The sequence below is a fragment of the Streptomyces aurantiaciflavus genome, from assembly GCF_049808595.1.
Lineage (GTDB): Bacteria > Actinomycetota > Actinomycetes > Streptomycetales > Streptomycetaceae > Streptomyces.
In genome coordinates this window covers 18,742-44,495 of the sequence record NZ_JBNCAQ010000001.1, presented here as the reverse complement: position 1 = coordinate 44,495, position 25,754 = coordinate 18,742, and the positions used below count along the sequence as shown (strand labels likewise).

Below are 25,754 nucleotides of genomic sequence, written 5' to 3'. Positions count from 1 at the left end.
GAGCCCCCATGACCGCACTTCCCCAGGAGCGCCGCGTCGTCACCGCCATCCCCGGCCCGAAGTCGCAGGAGCTGCAGGCCCGCCGCGTCGCCGCGGTCGCGCAGGGCGTGGGCTCGGTGCTGCCGGTCTTCACGGCGCGCGCGGGCGGCGGCATCATCGAGGACGTCGACGGCAACCGCCTCATCGACTTCGGCTCCGGCATCGCGGTGACCAGCGTCGGCGCCTCCGCCGAGGCCGTCGTACGCCGGGCCTCCGCGCAGCTCGCCGACTTCACCCACACCTGTTTCATGGTCACCCCGTACGAGGGGTACGTCGCGGTCGCCGAGGCCCTCGCCGAGCTCACCCCGGGTGACCACGCCAAGAAGTCCGCGCTGTTCAACAGCGGCGCCGAGGCCGTCGAGAACGCCGTGAAGATCGCCCGCGCCTACACCAGGCGCCAGGCGGTCGTCGTCTTCGACCACGGCTACCACGGCCGGACGAACCTCACGATGGCGCTGACGGCGAAGAACATGCCGTACAAGCACGGCTTCGGGCCGTTCGCGCCCGAGGTGTACCGCATGCCGATGGCGTACGCCTACCGCTGGCCGACCGGCCCGGACAACTGCGGTCCGGAGGCCGCCGCGCAGGCCATCGACCAGATCACCAAGCAGGTCGGCCCGGACAACGTGGCCGCGATCATCGTCGAGCCGGTGCTAGGCGAGGGCGGCTTCATCGAGCCGGCGAAGGGCTTCCTGCCCGCGATCAGCCAGTTCGCCAAGGACAACGGCATCGTCTTCGTCGCCGACGAGATCCAGTCCGGCTTCTGCCGCACCGGCCAGTGGTTCGCCTGTGAGGACGAGGACATCGTCCCCGACCTGATCACCACCGCCAAGGGCATCGCCGGTGGTCTCCCGCTCGCCGCCGTCACCGGCCGCGCCGAGATCATGGACGCCGCGCACGCGGGCGGCCTGGGCGGCACCTACGGCGGCAACCCGGTCGCCTGCGCCGGTGCGCTCGGCTCCATCGAGACGATGAAGGAGCTCGACCTCAACGCCAGGGCGAAGGCGATCGGGGCGACGATGAAGGCCCGGCTGGGCGCCATGGCCGAGAAGTTCGACGTCATCGGCGACGTGCGGGGGCGCGGCGCGATGATCGCCATCGAGCTGGTCAAGGATCGCGCCACCAAGGAGCCGAACCCGGAGGCGACCGCCGCGCTGGCCAAGGCCTGCCACCAGGAGGGCCTGCTGGTCCTGACCTGTGGCACCTACGGCAACGTCCTGCGCTTCCTGCCGCCGCTCGTCATCGGCGACGACCTGCTCAACGAGGGTCTGGACATCATCGAGCAGGCCTTCGCCCGTATCTGAGCCGCCCTTCGGCACCGCTCCCGGCAGACGCGGAATTCCGGGCCGGGCAGAGCGTGTGAAGAAGGTGTGCGGGGTGGATGGCGGGACGGGATTCCGTCTGTCGTCCCGCCAGTCACTGCCGTAGGTTCTACCCAGATGAGAGATACACCCCGCCCACAGGGGACTGTGGGTGAACCCAGGACGGGGCCTCCCCAGCTTCGACCTGGTCGTGCCCTCGCGCACACAACCGGAGCCTGAGGGCTTCGGATCTCCTCACCGATCGGACGGTCGCCCGCCCCAAACCCCCCGGGGCGGCCGGCGTTCCGATCCGGACGGCCACCCCGGAACCACCCCCCCTGTTCCGGGGTGGCCGACCTCCTTCTGAGGTGCAGACCACTGAGCCCCGGTTCGCCGGGGCCTTCTTTTTGCGGCGTTCACGATCCGGCCTTCCCCTCGATGTGTCTCGTCCCGCCTCTCCCGCCTGGTCTCGTCGGGCGTGATCACGGAGCGCACCGGCGGCCGGCCGTCGATGGCATCCGCGCCCGGCCGCACCTGTCAAGCTTGGGCCCATGCCGACCCGCACCCACCAGCGGACCGAGGACGCGCCGCCGGACCCCGACACGCCCGCCCCGGGTGTCTCCTTCCTCGCCCTCCTCTTCGCCCTGCCCACCGTCCTGTTCGCGCTGTTCACCTGGCAGGTCGCGACCGACGGACCCCTGCTCGGCCTCGACGGGCGCCTCAGCCGCGCCCTCGTCGAACCGGACCGGGCCTCCGACCTCCTCGCCGACCTGGGCAATGTGTCGGTCGCGGTGCCCGTGCTGGTGCTGGTCGCCTGGTACGTCGCCCGGCGGGGCAGGGCGGCGGGCGTGGGGCGATGGTGGCTGCCGTCCGGCGCCGCGCTCGTGCTGATGGTGCTGGTCCCGCTGATCGTCGTCCCCCTGAAGGAGTGGACGGCCCGGCCGGGCACACCCGTCGTGCCACCGGCCACCGGGTACTACCCCTCCGGGCACACGGCGACGGCGGCCGTCGCCTACGGGTCCGCCGCCCTGATCCTGCTGCCCTGGCTGCTCACGGCCCTCGCGCGCCGCGCGGTCGTCGCCACCGCCGCCCTCCTCGTCGCGGCCGTCTCCTTCGGACTGGTCCGGCACGGCTACCACTGGCCGTTGGACGTCGTGGCCAGCTGGTGCCTGGGCGTGGCGATGCTGGCGGCGTTGTGGCTGTTCCTACGGCGCGTCGCGTCCTAGCCGACCGCGCCAAACCGGCGCGCCCCGACCCCCCACCACTACGTCCCGGACAAACGACCGGCCGCCTCCCCGCCCCTACCGTGGACCACGAAAGTCAGCACACCCCCAACGCGGAAGGGCCGGGACTCACATGGCCATAGAGAATGTGGCAGCCACCCACGCCTTCTGGCTCGCCGGCCGCCAGGTCACCGGCGAGAACAGCTTCGACGTCACCTCCCCGTGGGACGGCCGTCTCGTCGGCAGGGTCAGCGTGCCGACCGAGGCGCAGGTCGAGGAGGCCGTGGCCGCCGCGTACGCCGTACGGGACGAGTTCGCCGCCACCCCGGCCCATGTCCGCGCCGCCGCCCTCGACCACGTCAGCAAGCGGCTCGTCGAGCGCACCGAGGAGATCGCGCGGCTGATCTCGGCCGAGAACGGCAAGCCGATCAAGTGGGCGCGCGGCGAGGTCGGCCGTGCCGTCTCCGTCTTCCGGTTCGCGGCCGAGGAGGCCCGCCGGTTCAACGGCGGCGAGGCCCAGCGGCTCGACACCGACCCCGGCGGTCAGGGGCGCCTCGCCCTCACCCGGCGCTTCCCGAAGGGCGTCGTGCTCGGCATCGCGCCGTTCAACTTCCCGCTGAACCTGTGCGCCCACAAGGTCGCCCCGGCGATCGCGGCCGGCGCGCCGATCATCCTCAAGCCCGCCCCGGCCACCCCGCTCTCCGGCCTGGTCATCGGCGAGCTGCTCGCCGAGACCGAGCTGCCCGCCGGCTCCTGGAGCATCCTGCCGGTCTCCAACGACCGCATGCCCGCCCTCGTCCAGGACGAGCGGCTGCCGGTCATCTCCTTCACCGGCTCCGAGAAGGTCGGCTACTCGATCATGGACTCGGTGCCGCGCAAGCACTGCACCCTGGAGCTGGGCGGCAACGGCGCGGCCGTGGTCCTCGGGGACTACGCCTCCGACGCCGACCTCGACTGGGCCGCGACCCGCATCGCCACCTTCTCCAACTACCAGGGCGGCCAGTCCTGCATCTCCGTGCAGCGGGTCATCGCGGACGCCTCCGTGTACGACCGCCTGCTGCCGCGCATCGTCGCCGCCGTCGAGGCCCAGGTCACCGGCGACCCCTCCGACGACAAGACCGACGTCGGCCCGCTGGTCAGCGAGGACGCCGCCAAGCGCGTCGAGACCTGGGTGGACGAGGCCGTCGCGGCCGGCGCCTCCCTCCTCACCGGCGGCAAGCGCGACGGCGCCTCCTACGCGCCGACCGTCCTCACCGACGTGCCCGCGGACGTCACGATCTCCTGCGAGGAGGTCTTCGGGCCGGTCCTGACCGTGCAGAAGGTGGACGGCGAGGCCGAGGCCTTCGCCGCCGTCAACGACTCCAAGTACGGCCTCCAGGCGGGCGTGTTCACCCATGACCTCCAGGTCGCCTTCCGCGCCCACCGCGCGCTGGAGGTCGGCGGTGTGATCGTCGGCGACGTGCCCTCCTACCGCGCCGACCAGATGCCGTACGGCGGGGCCAAGCAGTCCGGTGTGGGCCGCGAGGGCGTGAAGTTCGCGATGGACGACTACACCTACGAGCGGGTGCTGGTCCTCACGGGGCTCGCTCTCTGACGCGCAACCCTCCGGCCGCTCTCCGGCTCCGCTCTCCGGTTTCCCCGACTTTCCGGCCCGATCCTCTGGCTAATGGGAACCATTTTCAGGTAATCTCGCCCGTGACGCGAGATCGCTGTCCCCGAAGGGGCCCGGCACCGATGCCTTCCGGTGCCGGGCCCCTTCTTCGCGTCGGCCTGGTCCGGACCCTCAACCGGAGAAGCCGACGAGCGCGAGCCGTAGCGGGCCGCGCAGTCTGAGCCGCAGGTCGTGCACACCCTCGGCGGTGAACGGGGCGTCGAGCGTGGTGTAGTCGTACGGGCCCGACGTGGGCGTGTCGAGTGTCAGGGTCGCCAGGGCCGGGCCGCCGGCCAGGGAGACCTCCACCGTGCCCTCGCCGGCCACCTCCACGGTCACCCCGCCGACGCCGGCCCCGAAGTCGCAGGCCCGGTAGAGCAGTTCGCCCGAACCGCCTGCCACCGGCGTCACCGCGTCGCCCGACACCTTCGTCCGGTCCACGATCTCGGTGCCGCTCTGCTCGTCGAAGTCGACGGCGGACAGGCCGCGCCGCAGGACCGGGCGCGGGGCGGCGGGCTCGCCGTCCAGCGTCACCGTCGTCCGCAGCCGGACGTCCTCGCTGGACGCGCCGACCAGCAGGTCGTACGGGCCCGGCTCGCGGCGCCAGTCGCCCCGGGCCACGTCCCAGAAGGCGAAGGCGGACAGCGGGACCTCGAAGGACACCTCCGCCTTCTCGCCCGGGGCCAGGGTGATCCTGCGGTGGGCCAGCAGCTCACGGCGCGGCCGGGAGACCGACGGGTCCACCGCGCGCGTGTAGAGCTGGGCGACCTCGTCGGCGGTCACGTCCCCCGTGTTGGTCACCGTGAAGGAGACCCGCGCCGAGTCGCCCCCGACGCCCACGGCCAGGTCGGCGTAGGCGAACGACGCGTAGGACAGACCGTGCCCGAACGGGAACAGCGGGGTGCCCTCGAAGTACAGGTACGTCTGGCGGGCGCCGATCACGTCGTAGTCGAGCAGGTCGGGCAGGTCGGCGTCGTCGGCGTACCAGGTCTGCGGCAGCCGGCCCGCGGGGGAGACGTCACCGGCCAGGATCCTCGCCAGCGCCGTGCCCGCGGCCTGCCCGCCGTGCGCGGTCCACAGCACCGCCGACAGCCGCCCCGGCTCGAACGCGTACGGGTACGCCGACACCAGCGCCAGCACCGTGCGCGGGTTGGCCGCCCGGGCCGCCTCCAGGATCCGTGCCTGCTGGGGCGGCAGCCGCAGGGTCGTGCGGTCCTCGGTCTCACGGCCGTTGATGTGCGGGTCGTTGCCCGCGACGACCACGACCACGTCCGCCTCGGACGTGACGCGGGTCACTGCGTCCTCGCCGCGTTCGACGACGATGAGGTCGAGAACCTCGGGATTCTCCTCGGCAACCTTCACGCCCTCGGCGGTGACAGAGACGTGGCGACCCGTTCCCACGTGCTTCAGGAGGTGACCGTTTTCATGGGGTTCGAGGCGGAACGTCTCCTGGACGATCCAGCCGCCGGGCTGGTCGGCGGAGGCGCGCAGGAAGCCGTCGTCGGCGACCGAGAGGTAGCGGCCGTCGGGGGCGCGCAGGGTGAGGAGGTCCTCGCCCCAGTCCACCAGGGCGAACTCGGTGCCGGTGGTGTCGGTGGTGAGCGGGGGCAGGTCGGTGCGGCCCGCGAGCAGCGCCGGGTCCAGGGCGCCCTCGGCGCCACGCGCCTCGTCGGCGGCCTCGGGGGCGGACGGGACCTTCAGGAACGTTCCCGCGGACGTCTTCAGCAGGACGCGGTCCACGCCCTCCGCGAACTCCACGCGCTCGGCGCCGAACCGCTCGTACAGCCCCTCCAGGGGAGTGGAGCGGTGGATCAGCGTGCCGCTGTACCAGTCGAGCTTGCACTCGTCGGCGAGCAGACCGACGACGGCGAGACGGGTGTCGGGGGCGAGCGGCAGGACGCCGTCGTTGCGCAGCAGGACGACCGCCTGCTCGGCCGCCTCCCGCGCCAGGGCGCGGTGGGCCGGGGTGTCGAACTCGCCGGTGCCCGCGTGCGGATCGTAGTGCGGGTCGAACTCGCCCAGACGGAAGCGGACCGAGAGCTGCCGGCGGACCGCCGTGTCGATGTCGGCCTCGGTCAGCAGGCCCTGGTCCAGCGCCCCCCGGAGGCGGGCGGTGATCGTGGAGCCGTCCGTGCCGTGGTCGGTGAAGCTGTCCACGCCGGCGGTCAGCGAGGCCGCCGTCGCCTCCTCGTGGGTGTCGAAGTAGTGCTCGGAGTCGACCAGGTTGGAGGGCGCGCCCGCGTCCGAGCAGACCAGCAGATCCTGCTCGGTCCAGGCCCGCAGGTGCTCGCGCAGGTACGGGGAGACGTGGTTGGGGCGGCCGTTGACCAGGTTGTACGCGGGCATCACACCGGCCACCGCGCCCGCCTCGACCGTCTCGCGGAAGGCGCGCAGGTCGTACTCGTGCAGCACGCGCGGGCGGACCGAGGAGGACGTGACGTCCCGGCCGGTCTCGTTGTTGTGGGCCAGCCAGTGCTTGAGGACCGGGGCTGTACGCCAGTACGTCGGATGGTCCCCGCGCAGGCCCTGGGTGTACGCGGTGGCGATGGCCGAGGTCAGCTTCGGGTCCTCGGAGTAGCCCTCCTCGTTGCGGCCCCACAGGGGGTGGCGCAGCAGGTTGACGGTGGGGGACCAGACGTTGAGGCCGACGCGCTCGTCGCGGGCGCGCATCGCGCGGACCTCCTTGGACACCGCCTCGCCGACCCGGCGCACCAGCTCCGGGTTCCAGGTCGCGCCCAACCCCACGGCCTGCGGGAACACCGTCGCCGGACCCATCCACGCCACACCGTGCAGCGCTTCCTGGCCGGTGCGGAACGCGGCGATGCCGAGCCGCTCCACGGCGGGCGCGAACTGGTGCAGGAAGGAGATCTTCTCCTGCGGGGTCAGGCGCGACAGCAGATCGTCGATGCGCTTCGCGAACGGCAGATGCGGATCGCGGAAAGGCGGCGTGGGCGGCGTGGGTGCGGTCACGTTGGGGATCCCTTTGCGATGGAGCGGGGAGACGCTTTCGAAGCGCTTCGATGCTCATTCGACGTCGGGGTGGGTGTCAAGAGACCCCACCGCAACAACTCTGACGCTCAGGCGTCATTTCAAGCCGCATATGACCGTGCGCGAAACCTGGGACAGCTCGGAGGAATCTTGCGAGCGACCCTTGTGCACCCCCTGCCCTTGACTTAACCTCGCAGCAACATCGAAGCGCTTCGACGATCCTTCGACGGTGCGGAGCCGCCGCCGGCGGCGCCCAGTCCTCCGACGATCACGGGCCGAGAACCGCTTCAGCTCAGCCAGTTCCACTCGAGACACCGCAGCCGACGGCCACCGCCGGGTGTCCTGGTGCGCCATGAAGGGTTGACGCAATGACGCCGAACGCCGCTTCCCCCTCTTCAGGTCCTTCCGGCCCGAGCCGGAGAAGCTTCCTCGCCTCCACGGCGGTCGCCACCGCAGCGGTGGCGGGAGGGATGCCGCTGCTGGCCGCCTGCGGCGGTGCGGACAGCGGTTCGCGTGATGGCACCACGTCGGGCAAGGACGCGAAGAAGATCCTGCCGGCGTACGTCGCCAGCAACGTCGTCACGCCCGACATCCCCGCCAAGAACGGCTCCCCGGTCGGCTTCACCAGCAAGCTGGACCTCGCCACCCTCAAGATCTCGGTGCCCAAGAAGCTCGGCAAGGGCGGCAAGGTCACCATCATGTCGCCGTTCTGGGGCTCCCCGCCCAAGCAGGACAACCCCTACTACAAGGGGATGAACGACCTGATCGGCGTCGACGTCGTCTGGCAGAACCAGGACGGCAACACCTACGACCAGAAGCTCGGCGCGGTCCTCGCCTCCAGCGACGTACCGGACGTGGTGGTCGTCCCCAGCTGGAACATGGGCGGCAAGATACCCAGCGCGATCATCAGCAAGTTCGCCGACCTCGGTCCCTACCTCTCCGGGGACGCGGTCAAGGAGTATCCGAACCTCGCGGCCATCCCGACCGACGCCTGGCAGCGCTGCATCATCGGCGGCAAATTGCGCGGCCTGCCGATGCCGCAGTCGTACGTCACCGGCATCGTGCCCCTGTACCGCAAGGACATCTTCGACAAGGAGGGGTACGAGACCCCGCGGACGGCGGACGAGTTCCTGGCGCTGGCCAAGGAGATCACCAACGCCAAGGCGAAGCGGTGGGCCTGCCTGGACATGAAGTGGACCGCCTGGCAGATGTTCGGTGTGCTCTCCGGCAGTGAGAAGCCGCTCGGCTGGAACCTCGTCGACGGCAAGCTGATCAACCGCATCGAGACGGAGGAGTACCTCGAAGCGCTGGAGTGGACCCGCAAGCTCTTCGCCGCCGGGGTGGTGCACCCCGACGCGATGATGGGCAAGAACGCCCCCGACCCGGGCCCCAAGTTCGCGGCGGGCGAGTTCCTGATCTACTCCAACAACATCAGCCAGTGGTGGAGCCGCACGGCGGAACAGGCCACCCAGAACCCGGACTTCAAGATCTGGGGCATGGACGTCTACGGCCACGACGGCGGCGACCCGACGGTCTGGGCCGAACAGCCGGCCGGCATCTTCGCCTACGTCAACAAGAAGGCCTCGGAGTCCGTGATCCGTGACGTGCTGGCCGTCGCCAACGTCACCGCCGCGCCGTACGGCACCAAGGAATACATGATGACCAACTACGGCGTGGAGGGCACCCACTACACGGTCAAGGACGGCGTGCCCGTCAAGACCACCGCGGGCAACAACCAGGTCCTCAACGCCTACGTCATGGTCGCGAGCCCCGCCCCCACCCTCGCCCACCCCGACTTCCCCGCCGTCACCAAGGCCCAGGTGGAGTGGCAGCAGCGGATGGGCGGCTTCACCAAGAAGTCCAGCTTCTACGGCCAGATGATCACCGAGCCCGCTCGCTACACCAACCTCTCCAACGACTTCGAGCAGCTCGAGGACGACATCACCCGCGGCCGCAAGAAGATCAGCGACATGCAGCAGGCCGTCTCCGACTGGAAGAAGAAGGGCGGCGACCAGCTGCGCGACTGGTACAAGAAGCTGCTCGACGACAACGGCTCGGCCGCGAGCTGACCCGGCCCCGAGGCAAGGAGAACGGCCGTGTCGAACAGCACGGTGCCTCGGAGCGGTACCGAGGCCAGTACGCCGGTGAAGTCCGGTGAGACCCCGGTGGCGTCCGACGACGCCGTCGGCACGCCCCGGCGCACCCCACGGCAGGGGAAGCTCGGCCTGCGGCTCAGGTTCAGACGCGACCGCGTCCTGCTCCTGATGACCCTGCCGGCCGTCCTCCTGGTGCTGCTCTTCAACTACGTGCCGATCCTCGGCAACGTCGTGGCCTTCCAGGAGTACGACCCCTACATCAGCGACAACGGGGCCGTCTCCATCCTCCACAGCCCCTGGGTGGGCCTGGAGAACTTCCAGCGGATCTTCGACGACTCCGCCTTCTGGCAGGCCGTGCAGAACACCCTCGTGCTGTTCTTCCTGCAGCTGGTGGTGTTCTTCCCGGTCACGATCCTGCTCGCGCTCCTCATCAACAGCGTGGTCAGGCCCCGGGTGCGGGCGGTCGCGCAGGCCGTTCTCTACCTGCCCCACTTCTTCTCGTGGGTGCTGGTCATCGCCGTCTTCCAGCAGATGTTCGGCGGCGCGGGAATGCTGTCCCAACTGCTGCGCCAGCACGGGTACGACGGCCTCGACATCATGACCGACCCGAACACCTTCCCGTTCCTGATCACCTCACAGACCGTCTGGAAGGACGCCGGCTGGGGGATCATCGTCTTCCTCGCGGCGCTCGCCTCGGTCCCCCAGGACCTGTACGAGGCCGCCGCGATGGACGGCGCCGACCGCTGGCGCCGCATCTGGCACGTCACCCTGCCGGCGCTGCGCCCGGTGATCGCCCTGCTGCTGGTGCTGCGCGTCGGCGACGCCCTCACCGTCGGCTTCGAACAGATCCTCCTCCAACGCGACGCCGTCGGACCGGGCGCGGCGGAGGTCCTCGACACCTTCGTCTGGTGGAACGGCGTGCGCAACCAGGACTTCAGTTACGCGGCCGCCGCCGGGCTCATCAAGGGCGTGGTGAGCCTCGGGCTGGTCCTCGTCGCCAACAAGGTGGCCCATCTCATGGGCGAGCAGGGGGTGTACAAGAAGTGAGTGCCGTGATCGACAAGCCGGCGAGTGAGCGGGGGGCCGCGGCCGAACCCCGCTGGTGGGAGGCGCCGCCGCGGCCGGTGTGGGAGGAGAGGCCCTCGACGGCGGGCCTGGCGAGCAAGGGCCTGGTGCTGGTGCTGGCCTGCCTGGGCATCCTGTTCCCGCTGTGGATCATCGTCGTCACGTCGCTGTCCTCGCGGAAGACGATCGACGAGGCGGGCGGACTGGTGATGATCCCGAAGGGGATCACGTTCGTGGCCTACCAGGAGCTGCTGAGCGGGGGTCAGGTCACCCGTGCCGCCATCATCAGCATCCTGATCACGCTCGTCGGTACGGCGTTCTCGATGACGGTGTCGGTGCTGTGCGCCTACGGGCTGTCCCGCACGGGCTCGCTGGGCCACCGCTGGCTGCTGATGATCCTGCTGGCGACGATGTTCTTCAGCGCCGGTCTGATCCCGACGTACCTGCTGGTGCAGTCCCTCGGCCTGACCGACACCTACCTCGCGCTGATCCTGCCGAGCGCGGTGAGCGTCTTCAACATCCTGGTGCTGCGGGGCTTCTTCATGGGGATCTCGCAGGAACTGATCGACAGCGCGCGGATCGACGGCGCGGGCGACTTCCGGATCCTGTGGCAGATCGTCATGCCGCTGTCGCGTGCGGTGCTGGCCGTGATCACGCTGTTCTACGCGGTCGGTTACTGGAGCGCCTGGTTCAACGCGTCGCTGTACCTCAACGACCAGGACATGATGCCGCTGCAGAACGTCATGATCCAGCTGGTGCAGAAGCAGGAGGCGCCGGTCGGGCTGGGCCAGGCCATCAAGACCGGCGAACTGTCCGGCCTGGCCGTGCAGATGGCGGTCATGGTGATGGCGTTGCTGCCGGTGGCCGTCCTGTCGCCGTTCGTCCAGAAACACTTCAAGAAGGGGATGCTGACCGGCGCGGTGAAGGGCTGACGCCGGAGCTAGGTCCCCGCGCCGTAGAACGCTCGGCCGTCTGTCGTCGACAGGCCGTCGGTGGCCGGTCGCGCCCACGCGGCGGAGCCGTACATCGATACAGCCCCGCGCCCCTGGGGAGTCGCACTGCTGCCAGCCGAACCGTCCCGCCTGGCCACCGGGTGCCGCGGTGGCCGGCCCTCCCGCCCAGCTGCGGGCAGTCGTGCCTCCCCCAGTGCCTCAAGGCCCTGGGGGCCCCAGGCGGCGGGAGTGGGCGCAGGCGGTGCCCCGTCAGCGCCGGGCCGCGCGTCCCCCCCCCAGCCGCAACGCACGGCACCAGCGAACCCAGGTCCACGAACCCAACCCCCTGCGAGGTACAGCCATGCACACCTCCCCCCTCAGCCGCCGCACCGTCCTCGCCGGGACGGCAGCCGCAGCAGCCCTCACGGCCGTCCCTGCCTTCCAGGCACGCGCCGCGGAGCAGGCCGAACCCGCCGCCCCCGCCTACCGCTGGCGCAACGCCGTCATAGGCGGCACGGGCTTCGTCACCGGCGTCCTCTTCCACCCCTCGGTCAAGGACCTCGCCTACGCCCGCACCGACATCGGCGGCGCGTACAGATGGGACGACCGCACGTCCCGCTGGACCCCGCTCACCGACCACCTCGGCTGGGACGACTGGAACCTCCTCGGCGTCGAGGCCCTCGCCGTCGACCCGGCCCACCCGGACCGCCTCTACCTCGCCCTGGGCACCTACGCCCAGTCCTGGGCCGGCAACGGCGCGATCCTCCGTTCCGAGGACCGCGGCGCCACCTGGGCCCGTACCGACCTCACCGTGAAGCTCGGCGCCAACGAGGACGGCCGGGGCACGGGCGAGCGCCTGCTCGTCGATCCGCGCAGCAGCGACACCCTCTGGCTGGGGACGCGGCACGACGGACTCCTCAAGTCCACCGACCGGGGCGCCACCTGGGCGGCCGCGAGCACCTTCCCCGCCACCCCCAGTGCCACCGGCCAGGGCGTCACCCTCCTCGTCGCCGCCGGCCGCACCGTCTACGCCGGCTGGGGCGACGCCGGCGGCACCGCCGCGAACCTCTACCGAACCGCGGACGGTACGACCTGGGAGCCCGTCCCCGGACAGCCCACCGGCACCGCCGCCAAGGTCCCGATCCGCGCCGCGTACGACAGGCACACCCGCGAGCTGTACGTGACGTACGCCGACGCGCCCGGCCCCAACGGCCAGTCCGACGGCAGCGTGCACAAGCTGGCCACGGCCACCGGCAAGTGGACCGAGGTCACCCCGGTGAAGCCGGGCGGGACGACCAGTGACGGTTCCACCGACAGCTTCGGCTACGGCGGCGTCGCCGTGGACGCCTGCCGACCCGGCACCGTCGTCGTCTCCACCAACAACCGGTGGGCGGCGGTCGACACCCTGTACCGCAGCACCGACGGCGGCCGCAGCTGGACGTCCCTCAAGGACACCGCCGTCTTCGACGTGTCGGAGACTCCTTACCTCAAGTGGGGCGAGGATCGGCCCAAGTTCGGCTGGTGGATCCAGGCCGTCGCCGTCGACCCGTACGACTCGAAGCACATCGTGTACGGCACCGGCGCCACCCTCTACGGCACCCGGGACCTGAAGCGCTGGGCGCCGCAGATCCGCGGCCTGGAGGAGACGTCCGTGCGTCAGCTGATCTCGCCGCCGACCGGGGAGGCGCACCTGATCAGCGGATGCGGGGACATCGGCGTGCTGTACCACGAGCGGCTCACCGCGTCCCCGTCGCGCGGCATGGCCACGAACCCCGTGTTCGGCACCGCGACGGGACTCGCGATGGCCGCGGCCAGGCCGTCGTACGTCGTGCGCACCGGCTGGGGCGACCACGGCAACGGCGCCTGGTCGAACGACGGCGGGCGGACCTGGGCGCCCTTCGCGGCCCAGCCCGCCCTCGGCAAGGACGCGCCGGGACCGATCGCCACCAACACCGACGGCAGCGTGCTGCTGTGGGTCTTCGTGCACTGGGACGGCACCAAGTACCCGGCCCAGCGCTCCACCGACAACGGCGCCACCTGGGCCGAGGTCTCCTCCTTCCCGAAGGGCGCCACGCCGGTCGCCGACCCGGCCGACCCCACGCGCTTCTACGCGTACGACACCGACACGGGAACGCTGTTCGCCAGTACGGACAGCGGCCTCACCTTCACCGCGCGCGCGGCCGGGCTGCCCTCCGGCGACAGCCAGTTCGAGCTGGTCGCGGCGCCCGGCCGGTCCGGCGACCTGTGGCTGAGCACCAAGTGGAACGGGCTGTACCGGTCCACGGACGGCGGCGCGAACTTCTCCAAGGTCGCCGGCCCCTGGGCGTCGTACACCCTCGGCTTCGGCAAGGCCGCCGACGGTGCCGCCTACCCGGCGATCTACCTGGTCGGAGCCACCGAGGCCATCACCGCCGTGTACCGCTCCGACGACGAGGCGAAGACCTGGGTGCGGATCAACGACGACGCCCACCAGTGGGGCTGGACCGGCGAGACCATCACCGGCGACCCGCGCGTGTACGGCCGCGTCTACCTCGCCACCAACGGGCGCGGCATCCAGTACGGGGAGCCCGTGTGACCACCGCGAAGAGGCCGGCCCTGGGCGACGCCACCCGGGGCCGCATCCTCTTCGGCGGCGACTACAACCCCGAGCAGTGGCCCGAGGAGACCTGGCACGAGGACGTACGCCTCATGCGGGAGGCCGGCGTCAACTCCGTCACCCTCGGCGTCTTCTCCTGGGCGAAGCTCGAACCCGAGCCGGGCGCCCGGGAGTTCGGCTGGCTGGACCGGCTGATGGACCTGATGCGGGACAACGGCATCGGCGTCGTCCTCGCCACCCCCACCTCCTCCCCGCCCCCGTGGCTCGGGCGCCTCCACCCGGACACCCTGCCCCGCACCGAGGACGGCCGCACCGAGTGGTGGGGCGGCCGCCAGCACTTCTCGCACTCCAGCGCCACCTACCGCCGCCACGCCGCCGCCATCACCGAGGACCTGGCCGCCCGCTACGCCGGCCACCCCGCCCTCACTATGTGGCACATCAACAACGAGTACTGCACCTACGACCACGGTGACGAGGCCGCCGCCGCCTTCCGCCGCTGGCTGCGCGAGAAGTACGGCACCCTCGACGCCCTCAACACCGCCTGGGGCACCGCCTTCTGGAGCCAGGGCTACGACACCTGGGACGGCATCCTGCCGCCGCGCACCCCGCACTACCTGAAGAACCCCACCCAGGTGCTGGACTTCCGGCGCTTCACCTCCGACATGCTCCTGGAGTGCTACGTCGCCGAGCGCGACATCGTCGCCCGGCACACCCCGCACATCCCGGTCACCACCAACTTCATGCCGTTGTTCCTCGGCCAGGACGCCTGGCGCTGGGCCGAGGAGGAGGACGTCGTCTCCGTCGACCTCTACCCCGACCCGCGCGACCCGCTCGGTCCGCAACAGGGCGCGCTGGTCCAGGACCTGACGCGCTCACAGGCCCGCGGCCCCTGGATGCTGATGGAGCAGGCGGCCGGGCCGGTCAACTGGCGCGGCGTGAACCACCCCAAGCCGCGCGGCCTCAACCGTCTCTGGTCCCTCCAGGCCGTCGCCCGGGGCGCCGACGCCGTCTGCTACTTCCAGTGGCGCCAGTCCCGCCAGGGCGCGGAGAAGTTCCACTCCGGGATGGTCAGCCACGCGGGGGAGCAGGGGCGGACGTACCAGGAGGTCAAGCAGCTCGGCGCAGAGCTGGCCCGCGTCGGGGGCGAGGTGGCGGGCAGCCGGATCACCGCGGACATCGCGATCCTGCACGACTGGCACGCCTGGTGGGCGGGCGCCCAGGACGGCCGCCCCTCCAGCCGGGTCGACCACTCTGCCGTGCTCCACGCCTGGCACCGCGCCCTGTGGGAGGCCCACCTCACCACCGACTTCGCCCATCCCGAACACGACCTCACCGGCTACCGGCTGGTCGTCGTCCCCCAGCTGTACGCGCTGACGGACCCGGCGATCGACAACCTCCTCGCCTACGTCCGCGGCGGCGGCACCCTGGTCAGCGGCTTCCTCACCGGCGTAGCCGACGAGGACGACCGGATCCGCCCGGGCGGTATGGACGCCCGGCTGCGCGAGCTGTTCGGCATCCGCGTCCTGCACGAGTGGTGGCCGCTGGAGGAGGGGGAGACCGTCGGGTGCGACGGTTTCCGGGGCACTCTGTGGTCCGAGGAACTGGAGACCGAGGAGAGCTCGGTGGAAACCGTCTACAAGGGCGGTGAGCTCGACGGGCTGCCCGCCGTCCTGCGCCGCGACCGCGCCTGGTACGTCTCCACCCTCCCCGAGCCCGACGCCCTGCGCGCCCTCCTCGCCCGCGTCGCCGCCGACGCCGGCGCCCGGCCCGTCCTCGACGGCCTCCCGCCGGACGTCGAGGCCGTACGCCGGGGCGAGCTGCTGTTCCTCCTCCACCACGGCCGCGACCCGGTGACCGTCCAGGTCCCGGGCGCCCACCGCGACCTGCTGACCGGCACCACCTTCACGGACGAGGTCCCGCTGGGCCGCTACGGCGTGGTGGTGTTGCGCTCATGACCAACCTGCCCACCACCGGCGTGCCCGCCGACGCCCCCGGCACCGGCATCCCCGGCACCCGCATCCCCAGCACGGACCGCCCCGTGCACGGCACCTGGGAGTACCAGCCCGCCGTCCGCTGGGAGGACGCCTTCCTCAGCGGCAACGGCCACCACGGCGCCCTCGCGTTCGGCGACCCGTACGACGACCGTGTCATCGTCACCCACCACTCCCTGGTCCGCCCCAACGGCGCCGAACACGCCCGCCCGCCCGAGCTCGCCGCCGAACTCCCGGCCCTCCAGGAGAAGTTGCTGGCCGGAGAGTCGGCCGCCGCCGAGGGCTTCACCGACCACCGGCCCCTGCAGTGGGTCCAGCCCTTCCACCCGGCCTTCCAGATACGGCTGCGCAGAGCACCCTCGGACGAGCCGCGCCGCTACCGCCGATACCTGCGCACCGCCGACTTCACCACCGGCGAGACCATCGCCACCTGCGCGGGCGTCGCCGGCCGGGTCTTCGTCTCCCGCGCGGACGACGTGATCGTCCAGCAGGTCACCGGCCTCGACCTGGACATCTCCCTGGACCACCGGCTCCCCGGCGCCCCCGCCGACCTCGCCGTCGGCCACGGCGCCGCCCTCACCCCGGCCGGCGCCCTGCTCACCCTGCGCGCCCGCTACCCCGGCAGCGACCGCGCGTACACGGGCGTGACCCTCGTCGTCGTCACCGGCGGCCGCACCGCGCTCACCCTCCCCGGTGTGCGGATCACCGGCGCGGAGTCCGTGCTGCTGCTCACCCGTGTGCGCCGGCACACCGGCGAACTGGACGTCGCGGAGGAGCAGCGCGCCCTCGCCGGCCTGCCGCACTCCTACGACGAGCTGCTCGACCGCCACCTGCCCCTGCACCGCACCGCCTACGACCGCGTCACCCTCGATCTGCACGCCGACCCGGGCGAGCGCGGCCTTCCCGGCTCCGAGCTGCTGGAACGCCCCCGCAGCAGGGCCCTCCTGGAACGCCTCTTCGCCGCCGGCCGCTACCACCTGCTGTCCTCCTCCGGCCTCAACCCGCCCCGGCTGCCCGGCCTGTGGACCGGAGACTGGGACACCGCCTGGGCCGGGGCGTTCACCAACGACGCCAACGTCAACCTCCAGACCGCCTCCGCCCCGGCCGCCGCCCTCCCCGAGGTCACCGACGCCCTCGCCGCCCTGGTCCACCGTCAGCTCGACGACTGGCGGGAGAACGCCCGCGCGGTCTTCGGCGCCCGGGGCGTGGTCGCGCCCGCGCACACCGACGGCGAGTCCGGGCTGACGTACCACTTCAGCCGCGAGTACCCGCTGCACCTGTGGACGGCGGGCGCCGACTGGCTGCTCAAGCCGCTCGTCGACCACGACGAGACCCGCGGCGCACGCGACCCGCGCACCGCCGCCGCCCTCGCCGAAGTCGCCCGGTTCTACGAGGACTTCCTCACCCGCACCGACGCGGACGGCCGTCTCGTCGTCGTCCCCTCCTACTCACCCGAGAACCGGCCCGCGAACGCGAGCTGGGGCGCCCTCAACGCGGCCATGGACCTCTCCGCCGCCCGGCACGCCCTGCTCACCGCGGCCGACTACCACCCGGGCCCGGACGCCGACCGCTGGCGCGCCCTCGCCGACCGCCTCCCACCGCACCGGATCAACGCCGACGGCGCCCTCGCCGAATGGGCCTGGCCCGGCCTCGACGACACCTACGACCACCGCCATCTCAGCCACCTCTACGGCGTCTGGCCCCTCGACGAGATCAACCCCTACGACACCCCGCGCCTCGCGGCCGCCGCCCACCGCGCGCTGGAACTGCGCGGCGCCGAGAACGACTCCGCGCACGGCCACCTCCACCACGCTCTGATCGCGGCGAGACTGCGCGACGGCCACCGGGTCGCCCACGCCCTGGCCAACGTCCTGGAGGGCGACTTCTTCCACGCCTCCCTGATGAGCGCCCACTACCCCCGCCGCGACGTCTACAACGCGGACGCCGCCCACACCCTGCCCGCCGTCCTCGTCGAGATGCTCGTCCAGTCGACCCCCGACCGGCTGGTCCTGCTCCCCGCCCTCACCCCCGCGCTGCCGTCGGGTGAACTCCGGGGCGTGCGCACCCGGTTCGGCGCCGAGCTCGACCTCGCCTGGGGACCCGACGGCGCCCGGGCCGTCCTGAAGCCCCACCGCACCCACCGCATCGAAGTCCGGACTTCCTCCGGCGACGACGCACAGCCGCTCGACCTCGTCGCCGGAGAAGACCACGTCCTCACCCTGGGGACGTGGTGACTCCCCGCACACTCCCCCCACCCATGGAAGGGACACCATGGCAACACGCACCCTCGGCAGGGTCACCAAGGCCCTGCTCGCCCCGGCCCTCGCCCTCGGCGCCACCATCGGCCTCGCCTCCGCCCCCGCCTCGGCCGCCGTCTGGAGCTCCTGCGACCAGTGGGGCAACACCAGCCTGAACGGCTACACCCTCTACAACAACATCTGGGGCTCCGGCGCCGGCAGCCAGTGCGTCTGGGCGAACTCCGGCACCAACTGGGGCGTCTGGGCCAACCACCCCAACACCGGCGGCATCAAGTCGTACCCCAACGCCAAGAAGGTGATCAACAAGTCGATCACCTCCCTCGGCTCGCTCAACAGCAGCTACAACGTCACCGTCCCGTCCTCGGGCTCGTACAACTCGTCGTACGACATCTGGGATACGGACTACGACTACGAGACCATGCTCTGGGTCAACTACAACGGCGACGTCGGCGCGCTCGGCTCCTTCCAGCAGAGCGTGACGCTCGGCGGGCACAGCTGGAACGTCTACAAGGGCCGCGCCTACCGGTCCGACGGCACCTACTGGGACGTCTTCTCGTTCCTGCGTACCTCGGACTCCACCTCCGGCACGGTCCAGATCCTCCCGATCCTGAAGTGGATCAAGGACACCAAGGGCTGGATGGGCAACGAGACCATCGGTGACGTCCAGTTCGGCTTCGAGATCACCTCGTCGTCCGGCGGCCTGGACTTCCAGACCAACAACCTGACCGTCAGCAGCAGCTGAGCGACGCACACGACAGTGCGGCCGGTCCCTCCCCTACGGGACCGGCCGCACCGTCGTCACGACGCGGCTACTCCGCTACGGGCAGCCTCGCCCCGTCCCGCAGGAACAGCGGGATGCGGTCCAGCGGGGCGTCGACCGTCACGTCCGCACCGCCCTCGTACGCCTCACCCGTCCACGCGTCCGTCCAGCGCGCCCCCGCCGGCAGGTACACCGTCCACCGAGTGGCGCCCGCCGTCAGCACCGGGGCGACCAGCAGGTCGCGGCCGAGGAGATAGGCGTCGTCGACGCTCCAGGTCCGCTGGTCCCCGGGGAACTCCAGGAACAGCGGCCGCATCACCGGCAGCCCCTCCTCATGGGCCTCCCGCATCACCTGCAGCACATACGGCTTCAGGCGCTCGCGCAGCCGCAGATACCGCTCCAGGATCGCCCCGGCCTCCTCGCCGTACGACCACACCTCGTTCGGGCCGCCGGTCATCTCCGGGCCCAGCGGCATGCCCGGGTCGCGGAAGCCGTGCAGACGCATCAGCGGGGACAGGGCGCCGAACTGGAACCAGCGGACCATGACCTCGCGGTAGGCCGGGTCGTCCGGGTCGCCGCCGTGGAAGCCGCCGATGTCCGTGTTCCACCACGGGATGCCGGAGAGGGCCGTGTTCAGGCCGGCCGCGATCTGGCGGCGCAGGGTCGCGAAGTCGGTGCCGATGTCACCGGACCACAGGGCGGCGCCGTAGCGCTGACTGCCCGCCCACGCCGAGCGGTTCAGCGTGATGATCTCCTCCTCGCCGGAGGCGCGCAGGCCCTCGTGGAAGGTGCGGGCGTTGTCGGCCGGGTAGATGTTGCCGACCTCCAGGCCGGGCCCCGCCCAGTAGCGCAGGTTCTCCTGGAAGCCCGGCTTCAGCTCGGGCTCGCACGCGTCCAGCCAGAAGGCCGTGATGCCGTACGGGACGAGGTAGTTGTCGCGCACGCGTGACCACACGAACTCCCGGGCGTCCGGGTTGGTGGCGTCGTAGAAGGCCACCTGGACCGTCGACGCCACCTCCTTGTCCGGCCAGTCGGCGTGCGCCAGCGGACCGTACTGCGTGCCGATGAAGTAGCCGCGCTGCTCCATCAGCGAGTGGTTCTCGCTCAGCGGGGACACCGACGGCCAGACGCTGACCACCAGCTTGACGCCCAGCTCGTCCAGTTCACGGACCATCGCCGCCGGGTCCGGCCACTCCTTCGGGTCGAACTTCCACTCGCCCAGGTGCGTCCAGTGGAAGAAGTCGCAGACGATGGCGGACAGGGGCAGGCCCCGCCGCTTGTACTCCCGGGCCACGGCGAGGAGCTCGTCCTGCGTGCGGTAGCGCAGCTTGCACTGCCAGAAGCCCGCCGCCCACTCCGGCAGCATCGGGGTGCGCCCGGTCACCGCGCTGTAGCGGCGCTGGGCCTCGGCCGGGGCGCCCGCGGTGATCCAGTAGTCGATCTGACGGGCCGAGTCCGCGACCCAGCGGGTGCCGTTGCCGGCCAGTTCCACGCGTCCGATCGCCGGGTTGTTCCACAGCAGGGTGTAGCCGCGGCTGGAGGTGAGCACCGGGATGCCGACCTCGGCGTTGCGCTGGACCAGGTCCAGCACCAGCCCCTTCTGGTCCAGCCGCCCGTGCTGGTGCTGGCCCAGGCCGTACAGCTTCTCGTCGTCGTAGGCGGCGAAGCGCTGCTCCAGCCGGTGGTGGCCGTTGCCGACGGCCGTGTAGAGACGCGGGCCGGGCCACCAGAAGTGGGCGCGCTGCTCGGCCAGGATCTCGCCGCCGTCCTCCGTCCGCAGGAAGCGGATCAGGCCCTCCGCGTCGATCTCGACGGTCAGCGCGCCGACGGTCAGCCGCCCCCGCCCGTCCTCGATCTTGACGGTGGACGAGGTCGGCGGGGCCTCGTCGAGGAGCGCGCCCGGCAGACCGTCGAGAACGGGACCGCCGAGCCGCGCGCGGACCCGGACCGCGTCCGGCCCCCACGGCTCGACCCGGACGGTCTCCTGGCGGCCGCTCCACTCCAGCGCACCGCCTTGCTCACGGAAGGTACCGACGGTGGGCGACGACTGCGCCAGGCTGACCTGAGGCTGGTTTTCGGCAGGCTGATTCACGGGGGGTGCTCCTGTGCTCCTGGAGGAGTGAGACATGGAGGAGTGGGACATGGAGGAGTGGGACATGGAGAAGGGCGGACGGGCGGTGCCCGGGCAGGCGCACCGGTGAGGTGGGGCGGCGGGTGTCAGTCGGTGCCGGCCGGCGCCGGTCCCGAGCTGGCGCGGACCGTCAGCTCGGGGGCGATCAGCACGACCTCGTCGCTTCCCCGCCCGTCGAGCTTGGCCGTCAGCCGTTCCACGGCGTGCCGCCCCATCTCCTGCGCGGGGATGGCGACGGACGTCAGCCGCACCGAGGCCTGGACGGCGACCTGGTCGGGGCAGATCGCGACCACCGACACGTCCTCGGGCACGGCCCGGCCCTGCTGGCGCAGCAGTGCGAGGAGCGGTTCGACCGCCGACTCGTTCTGTACGACGAAGCCGGTGGTGCCCGGCCGTTCGTCGAGGATCCGGGCCAGGGTCACGGCCATCGCGTCGTACCCGCCCTCGCACGGACGGTGCAGCACCCGCAGGCCCAGCTCCTTCGCCCGGGACCGGAGTCCGTCGAGGGTGCGCTCGGCGAACCCGGTGTGCCGTTCGTAGACCGCGGGGGCCTCGCCGATGACCGCGACGTCGCGGTGGCCGAGTGTCGCGAGGTGCTCCACACACAGCGCGCCCGTCGCGCTCCAGTCGAGGTCGACGCAGGTCAGGCCCGTGGTGTCGGCGGGCAGCCCGATGAGCACGGACGGCTGGTCGGTGCCCCTCAGCAACGGCAGCCGTTCGTCGTCGAGCTGGACGTCCATCAGGATCATCGCGTCGGCGAGCCCGCTGCCGGTGACGCGGCGGACGGCGTCGGGACCCTCCTCGCCGGTGAGCAGCAGGACGTCGTAGCCGTGCGTCCGGGCCGTGGTGGCGACCGCGATGGCGATCTCCATCATCACCGGCACGTACATGTCGGTGCGCAGCGGGATCATCAGCGCGATGATGTTGGACCTGCTGCTGGCCAGGGCGCGCGCGCCCGCGTTCGGGTGGTAGCCGAGTTCGCGGATGCTCTGCTCGACCCGCTGCCGGGTGGTCGCGGAGATGGACCGCTTGCCGCTGAGGACATAGCTCACCGTGCTCGCCGAGACTCCGGCGTGCTGGGCGACCTCGGCGAGGGTGACCATCCAGCTCTCCAAGCTTTGTGAAGCGCTTCGACAGTGCGCATTGCGAACAGGGGCGGGTGAGGGTGGTTCGACAGTAGCTCTAGCGGGAGTGGGTGTCCATAGGTTGTCGAAGCGCTTCGACAACAAGTTCCCGGGGGACGGCACCGGGGTGGGCCCTGCCTACCACGCGCGGGCGCCCACCGGGAGGGACGCGCGGCGGACGGCAACCTTCCGCGCCCCGGCGGCCACTGGGGAACGTCACAGCGATCCGCCCCCGGAAGGACCCTCATGCAGCACCGCCGTCCCCGCCTGACGAAGAAGGCGAAGGCCCTCACCGCCGCCGCGGTCGCCCTCGCGGCCGCCGCCGGTGTCACCGTCGCCCAGGCGGGCGAGTCGAGCAAGAAGTGCACGGCGTTCGACACCATCACGCTCGGCAAGTACTACGTGAACAACAACCTGTGGAACCAGGAGAAGGCCGTCGGCAGCCAGTGCGTCTGGGACAACGCCGGCGGTGCGGCGTCCGGCTCCAGCATCTCCTGGGGGACCAGCTACAGCTGGGCCAACAGCGCCACCGGCAAGGACTACGACGTGAAGACGTACGCCGGCACGGTGCTCGGCTGGCACTGGGGCTGGAAGGTCGACAAGGCGAGGACCGGGCTGCCGATCCGGGTCGGCGACCGCAAGAAGGTGACAGCGAGCTGGGAGTTCTCCGTCTCCGCGAATCCCGGCGTCATGAACGTCGCCTACGACCTCTGGCTGCACACCAAGAACACCGCGGACTGGCAGGACCAGCCCACCGACGAGATCATGATCTGGCTCAACCGCCAGGGCGGCGCCGGCCCGCTGGGCACCAAGTACGGCAGCGTGAGCCTGGGCGGCGCCATGTGGGACATCTACCAGGGCGACATCGGCTGGAAGGTGTACTCCTTCGTCCGCCGCGCCAACACGACCAAGGCCACCCTGAACCTCGACGACTTCACCCAGGCACTCGTTCGGCGCAAGCTGCTCAGCAACGACAAGTACGTCTCCGGCATCGAGTCCGGCACCGAGGTCTTCAAGGGAACGGGCCGTCTGGACACCAAGTCGTACTCGGTCACCGTGGGCTGAACGGACGCGCGAGGGGTGGTGGGCTCGCCCCGGATCAGGTACCAACGATCGAGTAGGACCCGTCGGTAACCCTTCGGGTCCAAGATCCCGACTCGCGGCGAGGTGAGCCTCATGTCCGCACCATCCTCCTCCCCCTCCTCCTCCCGGCCCACCGTCACCGAACGTGAGGCCCGCCAGGTGGCGGAGGCCGCCCGGGAGCAGCACTGGCGCAAGCCCAGCTTCGCCAAGGAACTGTTCCTGGGCCGCTTCCGGCTCGATCTCATCCACCCCCACCCCCTGCCGGCCGACGAGGACGCCCAGCGCGGCGAGGAGTTCCTCGCCAAGCTGCGCGACTTCTGCGAGACCCGCGTCGACTCGGCCCGCATCGAACGCGAGGCGCGCATCCCCGACGAGACCATCGACGGTCTCAAGGAACTCGGCGCCCTCGGCATGAAGATCGACCCCAAGTACGGCGGCCTCGGCCTCACACAGGTCTACTACAACAAGGCCCTCGCCCTGGTCGGCTCCGCGAACCCGGCGCTCGGCGCACTGCTCTCCGCCCACCAGTCGATCGGCGTCCCCCAGCCGCTGAAGCTGTTCGGCACCCAGGAGCAGAAGGACACCTTCCTGCCGCGCTGCGCCCGCACCGACATCTCGGCGTTCCTGCTGACCGAGCCGGACGTCGGCTCCGACCCCGCCCGCCTGGCCACCACCGCCGTCCCGGACGGCGACGACTACGTCCTCGACGGGGTCAAGCTGTGGACCACGAACGGCGTGGTCGCCGACCTGCTCGTCGTCATGGCCCGCGTACCGAAGTCCGCGGGCCACAAGGGCGGCATCACCGCCTTCGTCGTCGAGGCGTCCTCCGAGGGTGTCACGGTCGAGAACCGCAACGCCTTCATGGGCCTGCGCGGCCTCGAGAACGGCGTCACCCGCTTCCACCAGGTGCGTGTGCCCGCCGCGAACCGCATCGGCCCCGAGGGCGCGGGCCTGAAGATCGCGCTCACCACGCTCAACACCGGCCGGCTGTCGCTGCCCGCGATGTGCGTCGGCGCCGGAAAGTGGTGCCTGAAGATCGCCCGTGAGTGGTCCGCGGTGCGCGAGCAGTGGGGCAAGCCGGTCGCCCTGCACGAGGCGGTCGGCTCGAAGATCAGCTTCATCGCGGCCACGACGTTCGCCCTGGAGGCGGTCGTCGACCTGTCCTCCCAGATGGCCGACGAGGACCGCAACGACATCCGCATCGAGGCCGCCCTCGCCAAGCTGTACGGCTCCGAGATGGGCTGCCGCATGGCCGACGAGCTGGTCCAGATCCGCGGCGGCCGCGGCTTCGAGACGGCCGAGTCCCTCGCCGCCCGCGGCGAGCGCGCGGTCCCCGCCGAACAGCTCCTGCGCGACCTGCGCATCAACCGCATCTTCGAGGGCTCCACGGAGATCATGCACCTGCTGATCGCCCGGGAGGCCGTCGACGCCCACCTCGCGGTCGCCGGCGACCTCATCGACCCCGAGAAGTCCCTGCAGGACAAGGCGAGGGCGGGTGCCAACGCGGGCGTGTTCTACGCCAAGTGGCTCCCGAAGCTGGTCGCGGGGCCGGGCCAGCTGCCCACGTCCTACGCCGAGTTCAAGCACGATGTCGACCTGTCCCCGCATCTGCGCTACGTCGAGCGGCACGCCCGCAAGCTCGCCCGGTCCACCTTCTACGCCATGTCCCGCTGGCAGGGCCGGATGGAGACCAAGCAGGGCTTCCTCGGCCGGATCGTCGACATCGGCGCCGAGCTGTTCGCGATGAGCGCCGCCTGTGTCCGCGCCGAGCTGCTGCGCTCCCGCGGCGAGCACGGCCGCGAGGCCTACCAGCTCGCCGACGCCTTCTGCCGCCAGGCCCGCGTCCGCGTCGACGCCCTCTTCACCCGCCTGTGGTCCAACACCGACGACCTCGACCACAAGGTCGTCAAGGGCGTCCTCGCGGGCACCTACACCTGGCTGGAGGAGGGGATCCTCGACCCGTCGGGGGAGGGTCCGTGGATCGCCGACGCGACCCCCGGACCCTCGCAGAAGGAGAACGTGCACCGGCCCATCAGGTGAGGGTCAGCACCACTTGTCGCTCGGATCCCGCGTCGTCCAGGAGCAGGAGTCGACCTTGGCGCCACTGGCCTTGGTCAGCGTCGCCGTGTCGCTGGTGTTGTTCCACACGTACCAGCGGCGGTCCTGGTACTTGGTCGACGCGGTGTCCGAGCCGACACCCGTCCGCACCTTCAGGGTCTTGCCCGCGCCGATCTTCACGTTGGGGAAGACGTACCTGTGGTTCGACTTGTCCTTCAGCACCCAGCCCTTGAGCGAGATCGCCGACGAGGCGGTGTTCTTGATCTCGACCCACTCCGCGTTGAGGCTGGAGTTGGAGCCGTTGTCCGAGCCGGGGCTGTCGAACCAGACGTGGCGGATGACCACGCCCCCGGCCGCCTGCGCCGGGGCGCTGAGGACGGTGCCGGTGAGTGCCACGGCGCCCGCGAGCGCGGGCAGGGCGAGAGCGGCGCGTATGCGCATGGAGAGATCCCCCCAGG

16 protein-coding genes and 1 pseudogene are annotated in these 25,754 nt (G+C 71.3%); 13 read left to right on the top strand and 4 right to left on the bottom strand.

Features of this window, described 5'->3' with window-relative positions; translation table 11 throughout:
• Positions 1 to 8: 8 nt before the first annotated feature.
• From gabT to ACPT94_RS00160, 4 genes and pseudogenes are all read left to right on the top strand, one after another.
• Entirely contained in the window at positions 9 to 1,343 is a 1,335-nt protein-coding gene (gene gabT / locus ACPT94_RS00175; RefSeq protein WP_425244758.1) for a 4-aminobutyrate--2-oxoglutarate transaminase, read from the top strand.
• Positions 1,344 to 1,478: 135 nt separating this feature from the next.
• A pseudogene (locus ACPT94_RS00170) lies at positions 1,479 to 1,695 on the top strand (phosphatase PAP2 family protein); the annotation flags it as partial.
• A gap of 196 nt (positions 1,696 to 1,891) precedes the next feature.
• Positions 1,892 to 2,566 (top strand): phosphatase PAP2 family protein, encoded by a 675-nt coding sequence (locus tag ACPT94_RS00165; protein ID WP_360345467.1) that lies wholly within the window; start codon positions 1,892 to 1,894, stop codon positions 2,564 to 2,566.
• Positions 2,567 to 2,711: 145 nt separating this feature from the next.
• A complete protein-coding gene (locus ACPT94_RS00160) occupies positions 2,712 to 4,157 on the top strand; it encodes an aldehyde dehydrogenase family protein (RefSeq protein ID WP_425244907.1) in 1,446 nt (481 codons plus the stop codon).
• A gap of 189 nt (positions 4,158 to 4,346) precedes the next feature.
• Here ACPT94_RS00160 and ACPT94_RS00155 read toward each other — a convergent pair whose 3' ends face one another.
• The gene (locus ACPT94_RS00155) at positions 4,347 to 7,184 is read right to left on the bottom strand and encodes a glycoside hydrolase family 3 C-terminal domain-containing protein (RefSeq protein ID WP_425244757.1); all 2,838 of its coding nucleotides are present in this window, start codon (positions 7,182 to 7,184) and stop codon (positions 4,347 to 4,349) included.
• Between the two features lie 386 nt (positions 7,185 to 7,570).
• On the opposite strand from ACPT94_RS00155, the gene ACPT94_RS00150 reads away from it, so the two are divergent.
• The 7 genes from ACPT94_RS00150 to ACPT94_RS00120 all read left to right on the top strand — a co-directional run bounded on the left by ACPT94_RS00150 (position 7,571) and on the right by ACPT94_RS00120 (position 18,882).
• Entirely contained in the window at positions 7,571 to 9,271 is a 1,701-nt protein-coding gene (locus ACPT94_RS00150; RefSeq protein WP_360345471.1) for an extracellular solute-binding protein, read from the top strand.
• 27 nt (positions 9,272 to 9,298) lie between these two features.
• Complete coding sequence (locus tag ACPT94_RS00145) at positions 9,299 to 10,345, top strand: ABC transporter permease (RefSeq protein ID WP_425244756.1); 1,047 nt, start codon at positions 9,299 to 9,301, stop codon at positions 10,343 to 10,345.
• A complete protein-coding gene (locus ACPT94_RS00140) occupies positions 10,342 to 11,295 on the top strand; it encodes a carbohydrate ABC transporter permease (RefSeq protein ID WP_425244755.1) in 954 nt (317 codons plus the stop codon). Before ACPT94_RS00145 ends, ACPT94_RS00140 begins: the two co-directional genes overlap by 4 nt.
• A 361-nt stretch (positions 11,296 to 11,656) precedes the next feature.
• The gene (locus ACPT94_RS00135) at positions 11,657 to 13,870 is read left to right on the top strand and encodes a WD40/YVTN/BNR-like repeat-containing protein (RefSeq protein WP_425244754.1); all 2,214 of its coding nucleotides are present in this window, start codon (positions 11,657 to 11,659) and stop codon (positions 13,868 to 13,870) included.
• On the top strand, positions 13,867 to 15,846 hold the full coding sequence (locus tag ACPT94_RS00130; RefSeq protein WP_425244753.1) for a beta-galactosidase: 1,980 nt from the start codon (positions 13,867 to 13,869) through the stop codon (positions 15,844 to 15,846). The genes ACPT94_RS00135 and ACPT94_RS00130 overlap by 4 nt, the downstream gene beginning before the upstream one ends.
• Positions 15,843 to 18,116, top strand: a complete 2,274-nt coding sequence (locus ACPT94_RS00125; RefSeq protein WP_360345481.1) for a glycosyl hydrolase family 95 catalytic domain-containing protein — start codon at positions 15,843 to 15,845, stop codon at positions 18,114 to 18,116. Before ACPT94_RS00130 ends, ACPT94_RS00125 begins: the two co-directional genes overlap by 4 nt.
• A gap of 37 nt (positions 18,117 to 18,153) precedes the next feature.
• Positions 18,154 to 18,882: a glycoside hydrolase family 12 protein gene (locus ACPT94_RS00120; protein WP_360345483.1), complete on the top strand. Its 729-nt coding sequence runs from the start codon at positions 18,154 to 18,156 to the stop codon at positions 18,880 to 18,882.
• Positions 18,883 to 18,949: 67 nt separating this feature from the next.
• Here ACPT94_RS00120 and ACPT94_RS00115 read toward each other — a convergent pair whose 3' ends face one another.
• Both ACPT94_RS00115 and ACPT94_RS00110 read right to left on the bottom strand, forming a co-directional pair.
• Entirely contained in the window at positions 18,950 to 20,992 is a 2,043-nt protein-coding gene (locus ACPT94_RS00115) for a glycoside hydrolase family 31 protein (RefSeq protein ID WP_360345485.1), read from the bottom strand.
• Between the two features lie 125 nt (positions 20,993 to 21,117).
• Positions 21,118 to 22,134: a LacI family DNA-binding transcriptional regulator gene (locus tag ACPT94_RS00110; RefSeq protein ID WP_360345487.1), complete on the bottom strand. Its 1,017-nt coding sequence runs from the start codon at positions 22,132 to 22,134 to the stop codon at positions 21,118 to 21,120.
• Between the two features lie 267 nt (positions 22,135 to 22,401).
• Here ACPT94_RS00110 and ACPT94_RS00105 point away from each other — a divergent pair, with 267 nt between their 5' ends.
• Both ACPT94_RS00105 and ACPT94_RS00100 read left to right on the top strand, forming a co-directional pair.
• Positions 22,402 to 23,220 (top strand): GH12 family glycosyl hydrolase domain-containing protein, encoded by an 819-nt coding sequence (locus ACPT94_RS00105; RefSeq protein ID WP_360345488.1) that lies wholly within the window; start codon positions 22,402 to 22,404, stop codon positions 23,218 to 23,220.
• A gap of 111 nt (positions 23,221 to 23,331) precedes the next feature.
• Complete coding sequence (locus tag ACPT94_RS00100; protein ID WP_360345490.1) at positions 23,332 to 25,278, top strand: acyl-CoA dehydrogenase family protein; 1,947 nt, start codon at positions 23,332 to 23,334, stop codon at positions 25,276 to 25,278.
• A 3-nt stretch (positions 25,279 to 25,281) separates the two neighbouring features.
• On the opposite strand, the gene ACPT94_RS00095 is transcribed toward ACPT94_RS00100, so the two are convergent.
• Positions 25,282 to 25,737, bottom strand: a complete 456-nt coding sequence (locus ACPT94_RS00095; RefSeq protein ID WP_425244752.1) for a lamin tail domain-containing protein — start codon at positions 25,735 to 25,737, stop codon at positions 25,282 to 25,284.
• Positions 25,738 to 25,754: the final 17 nt, after the last annotated feature.